This window comes from Variovorax sp. OV084 (assembly GCF_900111625.1).
Classification (GTDB): Bacteria; Pseudomonadota; Gammaproteobacteria; order Burkholderiales; family Burkholderiaceae_C; genus Variovorax.
The window spans coordinates 213,411-226,599 of sequence record NZ_FOII01000001.1; the positions used below are offsets into that span (position 1 = coordinate 213,411).

11 protein-coding genes are annotated in these 13,189 nt (G+C 66.2%); all 11 read left to right on the plus strand.

The features are described 5' to 3' along the window. The first annotated feature begins 11 nt into the window (after positions 1–11). The 11 genes from BMW87_RS01120 (at position 12) to BMW87_RS01170 (ending at position 13,188) form a co-directional block, all read left to right on the plus strand. The gene (locus tag BMW87_RS01120) at positions 12–806 is read left to right on the plus strand and encodes an aspartate dehydrogenase (RefSeq protein ID WP_093075107.1); all 795 of its coding nucleotides are present in this window, start codon (positions 12–14) and stop codon (positions 804–806) included. An 8-nt stretch (positions 807–814) separates the two neighbouring features. After that, a complete protein-coding gene (locus tag BMW87_RS01125) occupies positions 815–2,290 on the plus strand; it encodes an aldehyde dehydrogenase (protein ID WP_093073567.1) in 1,476 nt (491 codons plus the stop codon). A gap of 13 nt (positions 2,291–2,303) precedes the next feature. Then, on the plus strand, positions 2,304–3,275 hold the full coding sequence (locus tag BMW87_RS01130) for a VOC family protein (RefSeq protein WP_093073569.1): 972 nt from the start codon (positions 2,304–2,306) through the stop codon (positions 3,273–3,275). Between the two features lie 23 nt (positions 3,276–3,298). Next, the gene (locus BMW87_RS01135; RefSeq protein ID WP_093073571.1) at positions 3,299–4,294 is read left to right on the plus strand and encodes a Bug family tripartite tricarboxylate transporter substrate binding protein; all 996 of its coding nucleotides are present in this window, start codon (positions 3,299–3,301) and stop codon (positions 4,292–4,294) included. Positions 4,295–4,320: 26 nt separating this feature from the next. Beyond that, positions 4,321–5,478 carry an FAD-dependent monooxygenase gene (locus BMW87_RS01140; protein WP_093073573.1) on the plus strand — a complete coding sequence of 386 codons (1,158 nt, stop codon included), beginning with the start codon at positions 4,321–4,323 and terminating at the stop codon, positions 5,476–5,478. A 35-nt stretch (positions 5,479–5,513) separates the two neighbouring features. Next, positions 5,514–5,738 (plus strand): recombinase-like helix-turn-helix domain-containing protein, encoded by a 225-nt coding sequence (locus tag BMW87_RS01145; protein ID WP_093055826.1) that lies wholly within the window; start codon positions 5,514–5,516, stop codon positions 5,736–5,738. Positions 5,739–5,750: 12 nt separating this feature from the next. Next, entirely contained in the window at positions 5,751–6,788 is a 1,038-nt protein-coding gene (locus BMW87_RS01150) for an aromatic ring-hydroxylating oxygenase subunit alpha (RefSeq protein ID WP_093073575.1), read from the plus strand. Positions 6,789–6,807: 19 nt separating this feature from the next. After that, positions 6,808–7,776, plus strand: a complete 969-nt coding sequence (locus tag BMW87_RS01155; protein WP_093073577.1) for a PDR/VanB family oxidoreductase — start codon at positions 6,808–6,810, stop codon at positions 7,774–7,776. Positions 7,777–7,813: 37 nt separating this feature from the next. Further along, the gene (locus tag BMW87_RS01160) at positions 7,814–8,920 is read left to right on the plus strand and encodes a porin (protein ID WP_093073579.1); all 1,107 of its coding nucleotides are present in this window, start codon (positions 7,814–7,816) and stop codon (positions 8,918–8,920) included. 42 nt (positions 8,921–8,962) lie between these two features. Further along, positions 8,963–10,297, plus strand: coding sequence for an MFS transporter (locus BMW87_RS01165; protein ID WP_093073581.1), 1,335 nt, complete (start codon positions 8,963–8,965; stop codon positions 10,295–10,297). 653 nt (positions 10,298–10,950) lie between these two features. After that, positions 10,951–13,188: a M1 family metallopeptidase gene (locus tag BMW87_RS01170; RefSeq protein ID WP_093073584.1), complete on the plus strand. Its 2,238-nt coding sequence runs from the start codon at positions 10,951–10,953 to the stop codon at positions 13,186–13,188. Position 13,189: the final 1 nt, after the last annotated feature.

The following is a 13,189-nucleotide window of genomic DNA, read 5'->3' on the forward strand; positions in this document are numbered from 1 at the left end:
ACGTGAGCGCATTGCCCGCATTGCGTATTGCCCTTGTAGGCTGCGGTGCCATCGGCACCTCGGTGCTCGAACTGCTCAAGGGCGATGCTGCCCTGGAGGTGGTTGCCATCGTCGTGCCCGCCGAGGGCGTGGCCGCGGCGCAGAAGGTTGCGCCCGGCGTGCAGGTTGGCAGTAGCGTGCCTGCCGATGGCATCGACCTCGTGGTCGAGACGGCTGGCCATGCGGCCATCGAAGAGCATGTGCTGCCCGCGCTGGCACGCGGCACGCCCTGCGTGGTCGCTTCGGTCGGCGCGCTGTCGGCCGCCGGCTTCGCCGAAAAGCTCGAAGCCGCCGCCATCGCAGGCAAGACGCAGGTGCAGCTGATTCCCGGCGCCATCGGTGCAATCGATGCACTCGCCGCGGCCCGCATCGGCGGCCTCGACAGCGTGCGCTACACCGGCCGCAAACCGCCGCAGGCATGGAAGGGCACGCCGGCCGAACAGGGCCGCGACCTCGATGCGCTGGTGCAGCCCACCGTGATCTTCGAAGGCAGCGCGCGCGAAGCGGCCTTGCTCTATCCGAAGAACGCCAACGTCGCCGCCACCGTCTCGCTCGCGGGGCTCGGGCTCGACAGGACACAGGTGCGCCTGATTGCCGACCCCGCCACCACCGAGAACGTGCACACCGTCGAAGCCGAAGGCGCCTTCGGCAGCTTCGAGCTGACCATGCGCAACAAGCCGCTCGCGGCCAACCCCAAGACATCCGCGCTCACCGTGTACAGCGCCGTGCGCGCGCTACGCAACCGCGTCGCCGCGCTCGCCATCTGAGTCACTCCATGATTTCTTCCGAACTCCTTCCGATCTGCATTGCCGGCGAATGGCGCCTGGGCGGCGGCGACGTCTACGAAAGCCTGTACCCCGCTACCGGCGAGCCCATCGCGCGCCTGAAGGCCGCGAGCCTCGCCGATGTCGAGGAGGCCATCACTCGCGCCGACCAGGCCTTCCGCACCAGCGGCTGGGCCCAGCGCCTGCCGCACGAGCGCGCCGCCGTGCTGCACCGTGTGGCGCAACTGATCCGAGAAGAGAGCGAATCGCTCGCGCAGAAGCAGCGCCTGGACAACGGCAAGCCGATCACCGAAACACGCAACCTCGTGGCCAGCGCTGCGGGCACCTTCCAGTTCTTCGCCGCCGCGCTGGAGACGCTGGAAGAAACCATCACGCCGTCGCGCGGCGCGTTTGTCACGATGAGCGTGCACGAGCCCATGGGCGTGGTCGCGGCCATCACGCCGTGGAACTCGCCCATTGCCAGCGAGGCGCAGAAGCTGGCGCCTGCGCTGGCTGCCGGCAACGCGGTGGTCGTGAAGCCCGCCGAGGTGACGCCGCTGATGGCTCTGGAACTGGCCCGCATCTGCGAGCAGGCCGGCGTGCCGAAGGGCATCGTCAGCGTGCTGCCGGGCAAGGGCTCGGTGATTGGCGATGCGATCACCAAGCATCCGCTGGTCAAGCGCGTGTCGTTCACTGGCGGCACCACCACGGGCAAGCACATCGCGCACATTGCGGCCGACAAGATGATGCTGGTGTCGCTGGAGCTCGGCGGCAAGTCGCCGACCATGGTGCTCGACGACGCGGACCTCGATCACGCGGTGAACGGCGTGCTGTACGGCATCTTCAGTTCGTCGGGCGAGTCGTGCATCGCGGGCTCGCGCCTCTTCGTGGCGCGCGGCATCTACGACGAGTTCCTGACGCGCCTCGCGGAAGGCGCCAATGCGCTGCGCGTGGGCGACCCGGCTTCGGAGCGCACGCAGATGGGGCCGCTCATCACGGCGAAGCACCGCGAAGGCATCGAGCGCTATGTGGACCTCGGCGTGTCCGAAGGCGGCAGGATTCGCACGGGCGGCGTACGCCCGCATGGCGATGACTATGACCGGGGCTATTTCTACAAGCCGACCATCATCGAAGGCCTGGGCAACAGCGCTCGCATCAGCCAGGAAGAAATCTTCGGCCCGGTGCTCGTCGCGATGCCTTTCGACAACGAGGAAGAGCTGATCGCGCAGGCCAACGACAGCGTCTACGCGCTGGCTGCAGGCGTGTGGAGCCGCGACTTCAAGCGCGCCTGGAAGCTCGGCCGCGCGGTGCAGGCCGGCACGGTCTGGGTCAATACCTACAAGCAGTTCTCCGTGTCCACGCCGTTCGGCGGCTGGCGCGACAGCGGCCTGGGCCGCGAGAAGGGCCGCGAAGGCATCTTCCAGTACATGGAGCAGAAGAGCATGTACTGGGGCACGAACGAACAACCGCTCCCATGGGCGAACTGAAGAGGACCGCACCATGAGCGTACTTGGCATCGACCAGATCACCTACGGCGCGGACGACCTGCCCGCATGCCGCCAGTTCTTCGAGGACTGGGGCCTCACGCTGAAGTCGGAAGCCGCCGACGAACTCGTCTTCGAATGCCTCAACGGCTGCAAGGTAGTCGTCGCGGCGTTGGACAAGCCAGGCCTGCCGCCCGCGATGGAAGAGGGCCCGACGCTGCGCGAAGTGGTGTGGGGCGTCGAGAGCGATGCGGATCTCGACCGTTATGCCGCTGCCATCGCGCAAGACCCAGTCTTCTTCGACAGCACGGTCGAAGGCGCACGCCGTATCGGCTGCATCGACCCCAACGGTCTGGCCGTGCGCCTGCAGGTCAGCCGCAAGCGCGCGGTGGAAGTCGATTGCGCCGCCATGAACACCTGGAATGCCAAGCTGCGCATCAACCAGGCCGCGCCGATCTACGAGCGCGCGACACCCATCGAAGTCGGCCACGTCGTGTTTTTCGTGAGCGACGTGAAGGCCACCAGCGTGTTCTACGCGCAGCGCTTCGGCTTCGTGGCGTCAGACAGCTATCCGAACCGCGGCGCCTTCATGCGCTGCGCGGCAGAGGGCGGCCACCACGACCTGTTCCTGCTGCAGATTCCCTCGGGCAAGCGCGGACTGAACCACGTGGCCTTCACCGTGCGCGACATCCACGAAGTGTTCGGCGGTGGCCTGCACTTCTCGCGCCGTGGCTGGGAGACGCAACTGGGCCCGGGCCGCCACCCGGTGTCGTCGGCGTACTTCTGGTACTTCAAGAACCCGGCGGGCGGCCTCATCGAGTACTACGCCGACGAAGACCAGCTCACCGCCGAATGGCAGCCGCGCGAGTTCGAGCCGGGCCCGACGGTGTTCGCCGAATGGGCGGTGGACGGCGGCCTCGACGGCAACACGCGCCGCCAGAAGAACGCGGAAGGCCCGAAGGGCGCTTTCCTCACCGAAAAGAAATGAACCCCTCGAATCCCTCGACTCTCATGCAACGACGTTTCTCCTTCTCCGTTCTGTTCGCCGCACTGGCGGCCTTCACGCTCGCCGCACCCGTGCACGCGCAGCAGAGCGAGGCCCAGAAGCAGCTCGCCAGCGAGCGCTTCACCATCATCTCGCCGTTCCCGCCCGGCGGCCCGGTCGACACGCTGGCCCGCGTGCTTTCCGATGGCCTTGCCAAGCGCTACGGTCAGGCGGCTGTGGTCGACAACCAGGTCGGCGCGGCCGGCAACATCGGCATGGAGAAGGTCAAGCGCGCCAAGGGCGACGGCCACACGCTGCTGGTGATTCCGGCGGGCAACGTCACCATCAACCCGACGCTGATGCCCAACTTCCCGTTCGACATGGCGAAGGACTTCGTGCCGATCACCATGCTGGCCAAGGCGCCCAACGTGCTGGTGGCGTCGCCCGCATCGGGCATCAAGAATGCGAAGGAGCTGGTGGCGCAGGCCAAGGCCAAGCCCGGCACGCTGTCGTATGCCTCGCCCGGCGTGGGCAGCGGCCTGCATCTGGCGGGCGAGCTGTTCAAGCAGCAGGCCGGCATCGACATGCTACATGTGCCCTACAAGGGCACGCCGCCCGCGCTCAACGACGTGCTCGGCGGCTCGGTGCCGCTGATGTTCAGCAACCTGCCCGCGACGCTGCCTTTCCTGAAGCAGGGCAAGCTGGTCGCCATCGGCATCACGGAGGCCAAGCGCAGCCCCGCCGCACCCGACATTCCCACGCTGGCGGAGCAGGGCATCCAGGGCGTGACCGTGACCTCGTGGTACGGCCTGATGGCGCCCAAGGGCACGCCGCCCGCCGTGGTCGAACAGCTCGCGAAGGACGCCGCCGAGATGCTGTCGCAGCCCGAGGTGCGCGAGCGCCTGAAGCTGCAGGGCATGACCGACGCGGCCATGAAGCCCGCCGAGTTCGCCGCCTACATCCGCGATGAGACGGCCACATGGGCCAGGATCATCAAGGCCCGCAACATCGTTGCCGAATAAGCCGGCCGCACGCGAAAGAAGCTCTCATGAAGACAAGCGAATCAACCATCGGCATCGTCGGCGCCGGCATCGGCGGCCTCGTGGCTGCCATTGCGCTGCGGCGCGCGGGCCACGACGTGATCGTGTTCGAGCAGGCCAAGCAGTTCGCCCGCGTCGGCGCGGACATCAACCTCACGCCCAATGCCGTGCGCGCGCTCGACGGCCTCGGCGTGGGCGAGGCGGCCCGCGTGACGGCAGCACGCCCGTCGCACCGCATCAGCCGCACCTACGACACCGGCGAAGAAACCTCGCGCCTGGAGATGGCCGACTCAGCTGAGCAGCGCTATGGCGCGCCGCAGCTCACCATCCACCGCGCCGACCTGCTGGCCGCGCTGGCCGACATGTTCCCGGCGGAGCAGGTCGCGCTCGGCAAGCGCGCCGAGACCATCGCCGCCGATGAAGCCGGCGTGACCATCGCCTTCACCGACGGCACCAGTGCCCGCGTCGGCGCGCTGATCGGTGCCGATGGCATCCACTCCTGCGTGCGCACCGCGATGTTCGGCGCAGAGAGCCCGCGCTTCACCGGCATCGTCGCGTACCGCGCCGTGGTGCCCGCAGAGCGCGTGGCCGGCGTGCCCAACCTGGGAGCCTTCACCAAGTGGTGGGGCCCCAATCCGCAGAGCCAGATCGTCACGTTCCCGCTCAACCGCGGCAAGGACATCTTCATCTTCGCCACCACGCCGCAGGACACCTGGCACCTCGAGTCGTGGACCGCGCCGGGCAGTGTCGACGAGCTGCGCGAGCAGTACGTGGCCTACCACCCCGAGGCGCGTGCCCTGCTCGACGCCTGCGACACGGTGCTGAAGACCGCGCTGTACGAGCGCGATCCGATGCCCGCCTGGGCGCAGGGCCGCATGGCGCTGCTGGGCGACGCCGCGCACCCGATGCTGCCCTTCATGGCGCAGGGCGCGGGCATGGCCATCGAAGACGCGGTGGTGCTCTCGCGCCACCTCGAAGGCGTGGCCATGGCCGACGTTCCGGCCGCACTGCAGGGCTTCGAGAAGGCGCGCATCGAACGCGCCAGCCAGGTGCAGCTCGGCTCGCGCGGCAACAACTGGCTGCGCGAAGGTGGCAATGCCGACTGGGTCTATGGCTACGACGCCTGGACCGCGCCGCTCGCAACCCCGGCCATGGCCGCCGCCTGATTCACTTCACCTCGCTCGCCCCACGGAGGCTCACGATGCAACCCCAAGACCGCTACCTGCAACCGCACCAGGCGCGCCAGCGCCCCGCGACCACTTACGAAGACCTGCTGGGCGACGTGATCGAGCGCGCCTTCGGCGATGGCATCCACGACCTGCCAGGGCTCGTGCAGCGGCTCAACGACAGCGGCCTTGCCACGCCAGGCGGCCAGCCCTGGACCGAGGCGCTGTACCGCAAGGAAATGGCCGCGCTGGCCGCCTGAGGAGTACCCACCATGACCATCGCCATCCAACCCGTTCCCGCCGATCCTGTCGATCATCTTCTGGAGATCGGCCTGAAGGACCTCTGGTATCCGATCTGCCCCTCGCACTTCATCAAGGAGAACCCCATCTCCCTGCGCCGCCTCGGCCGCAAGATCGCGCTGTGGCGCGACGGCGAAGGCGTGCTGCATGCGCTGGAAGACCGCTGCCCGCATCGCGGTGCGCCGCTGTCGCAGGGCGTGGTACTGGGCGACCGCCTCTCGTGCCCGTATCACGGCGTCGAGGTGCGGCATGACGGTGTCGTCACGCGCGTGCCCGGCAGCCCCGGCTGCAAGCTCGAAGGCTCGAAGGCGACTCGGCACTTCCATGTGCAGGAGCGCGCGGGTGCGGTGTTTCTCTACAACTCGAAGGAACCGGTCGACATTGCGCCGCCGCTGGTGCTGCCCGAGCAACTGACCGACGACGCCGAGTATTCGAGCTTCCTTTGCTACACCGAGTGGAAGGGCGACTACCGCTACGTGCTCGACAACGTGATGGACCCGATGCACGGCACGTACCTGCACAAGCAGTCGCATTCGATGGCCGAGGGCGACTCGAGTGCGAAGTTCGGCATTCGTCCGACCGACATCGGCTTCGTGTTCGAGAAGGAAGGCCAGCGCAACGTCAACTTCGACTGGACCGAGTGGGCTGACACCGGCATCCACTGGATGCGCCTGGAAATTCCGTACCCCAAGACCGGCGGCCCTGGCGGCAACTTCATCATCATTGGAGCCTTCTCGCCGATCGTGAAGGGCATGACGGCCACCTTCTTCTGGCGCGTGCGCAAGCTGGAGCCGGGCTGGCAGCGCGACACCTGGCGCTTTCTCTACAAGAACCGGCTGGAAGCGCGCCACTGGCACGTGCTGGAGCAGGACCGCGTGATGCTCGAAGAGATGGAGCCCGACGCCAACCAGCACGAGAACCTGTACCAGCACGATCTGGGCATCGTTCGCCTGCGTCGCCACATGCGCAACCTGGCGCAGGCCCAGCTGGCGGAAGCCGCAACAGCCTGAGCGGGAAGCGAGCATCGCCATGTCTTCTCCCACGCTCAACGCCCTCGTGCACACCATGCGCTACGAGGCCGACGGCATCGTGAGCGTCGAGTTCCGGCCGGCCACGCCTGCCGTGGACTTTCCTGCCTTCGAGGCCGGCTCCCACATCGACCTACACCTGCCCAACGGGCTTGTGCGCAGCTACTCGCTGTGCAACCCATCGAGCGACCGCCAGCGCTACGTGGTGGGCGTGCTCAACGACCGCAAGAGCCGCGGCGGCTCGCGCTACGTGCACCAGCAGCTGCGCGTGGGCATGACGCTGCCCATCTCGGCGCCCCGCAACAACTTCAAGCTGGAGGAGGGCGCGGAACGCTCGGTGCTCGTGGCCGGCGGCATCGGCGTGACGCCCATCTGGTGCATGTTGCAGCGGCTGGTGGCCATCGGCAAGCCGGTCGAGATCCTGTACTGCGCACGCACCCGCAAGGAGGCAGCCTTCTGCGACGGCATCGAAGCGCTGGCGAAAGAAAAGTCGGTGCAGCTGACCTGGCACTTCGACGACGAGAAGGGCGCGCCGCCCAACCTTGCCGAGCTGTTGTCGGGCAAGGGCAGCGCCAGCCACTACTACTGCTGTGGCCCCACGCCGATGCTCGATGCCTTCGAGAAGGGCTGCGAGCAACTGGGCTACACCAACGCGCACATCGAACGCTTCGCCGCCGTGCATGTGGAGGCGCCCAGCGCCACGCAGAGCTACGTGGTGCAGTGTGCGAAGAGCGGCAAGAGCGTCGAGGTGCCGGCGGGCAAGTCGATTCTCGACAGCCTGATCGACGCCGGCCTCAACCCCGACCACAGCTGCAAGGAAGGCGTCTGCGGCGCCTGCGAAACGGCTGTGCTCGAAGGCGAGGTCGACCATCACGACGGCATCCTCACCAAGATCGAACGTGCGTCCAACAAGACCATGATGATCTGCGTCTCCCGCTGCAAGGGCGAGAGGCTGGTGCTCGACATCTGAGGCCCGCGGCCAGAGAAAAACCACTCCCGAAAATCCAATGAAAAACTACTTGATCGCGCTGGCTGCGGCCAGCACGGCTGGCGGAGCGCTGGCCCAATCTTCCCTCACGCTCTTCGGCGTGGTCGACGCAGCCGTCACCTACACCAAGGGCAGCGGCAACGGTTCGGCCCACAAGACGCAGCTGACCAACAGCGGCAACATGTTCAGCCGCCTCGGTTTTCGCGGCACGGAAGACCTGGGCGGCGGCTACTCGGCCAACTTCTGGCTGGAGATGGGTCTGCAGAACGACAGCGGCACGGGCTTTCCGTCGAACTCCAACAACCAGGCCAGCGGCAACGGCACCGCGGGCGTGCTGAGCTTCAACCGCCGCTCCACCGTGAGCCTTGCAGGGCCGTTCGGCGAGCTGCGGCTGGGGCGCGACTATGTGCCGGCGTTCTGGAACACTGCCATCTTCGACCCCTTCGGCACGGGCGGCGGCATCGGCGCGAACCAGATCTACTTCTCGGGCCTCGGTGGCCTCGTCGCGCCCACGGGCACGCGTGCCTCGAACAGCATCGGTTACCTGCTGCCGGCCAGCCTCGGCGGCTTCTACGGGCAGGTGATGTACGCGATGGGCGAGAACGATTCCAACTCGGTGCTGCCTGGCACGCGGGTGTCGAACGAGCATGACGGCGACCACACGGGCGCGCGCTTCGGCTACCAGAGCGGCGGGCTCAACATCGCGCTGGCCACCGGCCGCACGCGCTATGCGAGCGGCGACCTGCGCGTGACGAACCTCGGCGCGTCCTATACCTTCGATGCGTCGCTCATGAACCTCAAGCTCACGAGCGAGCTGTACAAGGAGTCGAAGGGCTCGACCGATGCCAAGGGCGCGCTCGTCGGCTTGCAGCTGCCCATCGGGCCCGGCGAGATCAAGGCCTCGTATGCGCGCTACCGGCTGGAGCCTGTCGGTGCAGCGCTGAAGCCAACCTCGTCGAAGCTGGCGATCGGCTACGTGCACAACCTGTCGAAGCGCACCGCGCTGTACGCCACCATCGCGCGCATCAGCAACAGCAATGGTGCGTCGCAAGCTCTTTCGGGCGCTATCACCGCGCCGAACCGCGCCTCCAGCGGCACAGAGTTCGGCATGCGCCACATGTTCTAGGCGCACAGGCGCGTCACCACTCCCACATCGGCAGGACAGGTCATGCAGAGCAACAGCATCGGCAGTAGCAAGAACTTTCGTTGGTACGGTGTCATCACGCTGTTCGTGATCGTCGCGATCTCCTACGTGGACCGCATCAACATCGCGGTGCTGATCACCGATGCCGCGTTCCTGAACCATGTGGGCATCGCGGCCACCGACCGCGTGAGCCAGGGCTTCCTCGCGACGGCCTTCATGCTGGGCTACGGCGTGTCGGCTTTCGTGCTCACGCCGTTCTGCTCGGCGCTGTTCGGTGTGCGGCGCAGCCTGGTGTACGGCCTGATCCTCTGGGGCGTGGTGACGTGGGCCTCGCCGATGTTCCACAGCTACGGCATGCTGCTGGCCTCGCGCATCCTGCTGGGCGTGTCGGAGGGGCCGCTGTTCTCGCTGGCCTCTGCGTACATCAAGGCGCATTTCCGCAGCGACGAGAACGGCAAGCCCAATGCCTTCGTGAACATGGGCACGGGGCTGGGGCTGGCCATTGGCTATCCGCTGGTTGGCTATCTGCTCACGCAGTTCGCGTGGGACACATCGTTCCACGTGCTCGGCGTGTTGAACATCGTGCTCGGCATTCCGCTGGTGCTGGCCTTCGTGCGCATGCCGCCGGTGCATGCCGATGGCGTGAAGCCTTCGTCGTTCGGCGAGGCGATGGCGCGCGTGGGCGGCATCGTGAAGGGCGCGCTGCACACGCGGCACCTGTTCCTCATCACGCTGCTGACCTCGGCCGCGCTGGCCTACCTCTGGGGCAGCAGCAACTGGCTGCCGACGTATCTGCGCGAAGCGCGAGGCTTTTCGATGCGCGAGATGGGCTGGCTGGCCTCGCTGCCGCAATACGCCACGGTGCTCGCGGTGTTCGTGGGCGGCGTGCTCATCGACAAGGTCGGGCGCGAGCGTGTGCCCTTCATCTTCATGGGTGCGAGCTTGGGTGTGGCGCTGTCGGTGCTGATGGCCATCAACGCACGCGATCCATACGCGGCGGCAAGCTGCCTAGTGGCGGCCAACTTCTTCTGGGGCCTCCAGAGTCCGGCCATTCCGAGCACGGTGCAGTACTGCTCGCGGCCCGAGCACACGGCCAGTGCGTTCGGCGTGACCAATGGCGCGGGCAGCCTTGTGGCGGGCTTCATGCCGGCGCTGATGGGCGGCGTGATCGGCGCGGTGTCGCATGTCTCGGGCACCGCGAGCACGGCCGCTGCATCGGCGGCATCGGCCTCCGGTTTCTTCGCGGGCTTCGCGCTGCTGATCGGCACGCAGGTCGTGGTGTTCGCATGCGGCCTCTTGTTGTGGCTGCGCGACCGCATGCACGGCGCTGCAGCAGTCTCAGGTTCACAGCTTTCCTGAGCTTTTCTAAGGCTTGTACCTTCGTACTGTGGCCACGCAGTCACAGTGCATGGGGCCGATTTCTGTCATCTGCGTGAGCAGGTGTTTCGACGCTAGAACCATCTACATAGCGCACGGCGTGCGCTGCATGTCATGACGCCATTCGGCCTATGGCGCGCGAACATTTTGAGAGAGAAAAGTTCCGCGATTCGTTGAGCTGACTTGTTCGTTCAGCTAAAACTGGCGCACATCAATGGACGAGGGAATGCGCGTGAAATCAACGACAAGAGCCGCAGAAAGTCTTGCCATAACCGACATGGTTCGTGCTGCTTCCGCTTCGCGGAAACGCACCGCGCAGATGCGCCGGCACTGAGCGCGAGCCTTCGCACTACAGCCCCGCGCTTGCATCCCATCACCCCGCGTCTGACGGGAATGGAACCTCTTACGCCTCGCATCCTGGGACCACCGCCTCGCACGCGGTGTGACCTTGCATGACTGTGCGGTCCTGACGAACGAAAGCGTTCGCCGGGAGGGCAGTGTGTTGCCCGTTTTTCTTCCCAGATAACCCCGTTGTTCATCTCATCACCGCGCGCGTTACGCGCATCGCCGGCTATCCGCCGGGCGCATGCGGGACGGCGCATGTTTCTTCTTACCAAGAGTACTCAGAGGCGATCATGAAAAAATTCAGTACCCCGGTGGTCAATTATCTTGCCATCACCGCAGTGACCCTTGCCGTTCTGACGGCATGCGGCGGCGGCGGAGACAGTGGCGGCGCTTCGCTCGGCGGTGCCGGCACCGGCCTCAGCGCACCCTCGGACTCCGTTGTTTCGGCACCCGTGTCCGACCCCACCTCGAAGACGCCCGACGACGGCGTGCCCAATTCGGCGAATGCCGCCGTCGCAGCGGTCGATCGTTCGGCCAAGCCGATGGAGCTGCCCGACACCGTCTGGCCCAGCAACTACAAGCTGTGGTTCCGTCCCGATGCGGCGCTCAAGACTTTCGTGGGCCGTGGCGATGTGGAGATCGAAGTGCTCAAGCCGGTCGACGCCATCGTCGTTGCCGCGCACAACCTGAACTTTGCAAAGGGCCGCACCACGCTGCGCAAGGTGTCGAGCCCCGCCGAGGCGATTCCGCTGATTCCCACGCCGCAGACGCTGGGCGACTTCGTGCAGCTGCGCCTGAACGACGGCCAGATCGCAAAGGGCAAGTACCTGCTGCACATGGAGTGGGACGGCAAGATCCAGTTCTCCGACGCCGAGTACTGCCCGCCCGCGGAGGTGGCGCGCAACCCGTTCTGTTCGGCCGCCACAGGCATCTTCAAGGTGGGGCTCTCAACGCCCGAGGGCGTGAGCAGCGATGCCATCGTGACGCAGGGCGAAACCAACTACGCGCGGCAGTGGTTCCCGGGCTGGGACGAGCCGGCCTTCCGCCACACCTTCGAGATCTCGGCCGAGGTGCCGGGCGACTGGAAGACGGTGTCGAACGGCGCACAGACCGAGGCAACGAAGCTGCCCGACGGCTACCAGCGCGTGGCATTCGAGAAGACTCCCTCGATGCCGATGTACCTGACCTTCTTCGGCGGCGGCAAGTTCGACATATTGGCCGACAACTTCAAGAACCCGCTCGACGGCAGCGACATGCCGCTGCGCTGGTTCACGCCGCCGGGCCGCGCCGACTGGGCCAAGTTCGCGATGGAGTGGACCAAGGTGTCGATGGACTACTACTACAAGTACACCGGTATCCCGCTGCCCTTCAAGAAGTTCGACACCGTCGCGGCCAACGACAGCTACAACAACAAGCCCAACACCGGCTTCGGTGGAATGGAGAACTGGGGCTCGATCTTCGAGTTTGCCGATTCGGTGCTCACCAAGCCGGGCGACACGCCCACGCTGTACTCGGTGACGGTGGTCACGCACGAGGTGGCGCACCAGTGGTTCGGCGACCTGGTCACGCTCGACTGGTGGGACAACGTGTGGCTCAACGAGTCGTTCGCGCGCTGGTTCGAAAGGCGCACCACGATCAAGTTCCACCCCGAGTACTACAGCTTCTCCGACTACGTGCTGGACAAGCACAACGTGATCGTGGCCGACCTGAAGAACACGGCGGTGCCGGTGCAGCGCAACCTCAACGACGCGGGTTCGTTCGGCTTCATCAGCCCGTCGATCTTCGTCTACAACAAGGGCAGCCACGTGCTGGAGACCATCCAGAACTACATCGGCGAAGAGGCGATGCAGAAGGGCCTGCAGATCTACCTGAAGGACTACGCGTACGGCAACGTCACGCCTTCGCGGCTGTGGAGTTCGCTGGAGAAGGCCACCGACAAGAAGGTGAGCGACATCGGCGACAGCCTCATCCGCCAGACCGGCATTCCGCTGCTCACGGTCGACGCGCAGTGCGCGGGCAACAGCACCTACGTGAACATCACGCAGGAGTCGTTCCCCAACCAGAACGTGTACCCGGCCTCGACCTGGACCGTTCCCGTCACGCTGGCATACGGCGACGCGATGGAAAAGCGCCAGACCTTCGTGATGTCGAACAACAGCACGCAGATCGAGCTACCAGGCTGCACGGCCGTACTGGCCGGGCCGACCGGGCAGGACTACTACGTGAGCAACTACAGCGCGCAGTCTTGGAGCGCACTGCTGGCCAAGGCGCAGAGTTTTGCAAGCAACAAGCCGCTGCTGCTGAATATCGAGCGCGATGCGTTCCGGCTGCTGAGCGTGGGGCGCATCACGCAGGCGCAGTACGACCAGATCAAGGGTGTGGTCAACCTGCCGGCGACCTTGCTGGCCAAGACGCAGGTGAGCCAGCAGAAGATGGCGGCGGTCGATGCCGGGGTCGAGAAGGAAGAGTACCCGCATGCGCTGCGCTTCCAGGGCAGCCTGAAGCTGCGCGAGAACGACAAGCGCTGAG

Bases quoted from the DNA above. Each gene is read 5' to 3' on its own strand.
- BMW87_RS01145 (WP_093055826.1), top strand. From the start codon at position 5,514: ATGCAACCCCAAGACCGCTACCTGCAACCGCACCAGGCGCGCCAGCGC.
- BMW87_RS01135 (WP_093073571.1), top strand. From the start codon at position 3,299: ATGCAACGACGTTTCTCCTTCTCCGTTCTGTTCGCCGCACTGGCGGCC.
- BMW87_RS01165 (WP_093073581.1), top strand. From the start codon at position 8,963: ATGCAGAGCAACAGCATCGGCAGTAGCAAGAACTTTCGTTGGTACGGT.
- BMW87_RS01155 (WP_093073577.1), top strand. From the start codon at position 6,808: ATGTCTTCTCCCACGCTCAACGCCCTCGTGCACACCATGCGCTACGAG.
- BMW87_RS01150 (WP_093073575.1), top strand. From the start codon at position 5,751: ATGACCATCGCCATCCAACCCGTTCCCGCCGATCCTGTCGATCATCTT.
- BMW87_RS01125 (WP_093073567.1), top strand. From the start codon at position 815: ATGATTTCTTCCGAACTCCTTCCGATCTGCATTGCCGGCGAATGGCGC.
- BMW87_RS01170 (WP_093073584.1), top strand. From the start codon at position 10,951: ATGAAAAAATTCAGTACCCCGGTGGTCAATTATCTTGCCATCACCGCA.
- BMW87_RS01130 (WP_093073569.1), top strand. From the start codon at position 2,304: ATGAGCGTACTTGGCATCGACCAGATCACCTACGGCGCGGACGACCTG.
- BMW87_RS01140 (WP_093073573.1), top strand. From the start codon at position 4,321: ATGAAGACAAGCGAATCAACCATCGGCATCGTCGGCGCCGGCATCGGC.
- BMW87_RS01160 (WP_093073579.1), top strand. From the start codon at position 7,814: ATGAAAAACTACTTGATCGCGCTGGCTGCGGCCAGCACGGCTGGCGGA.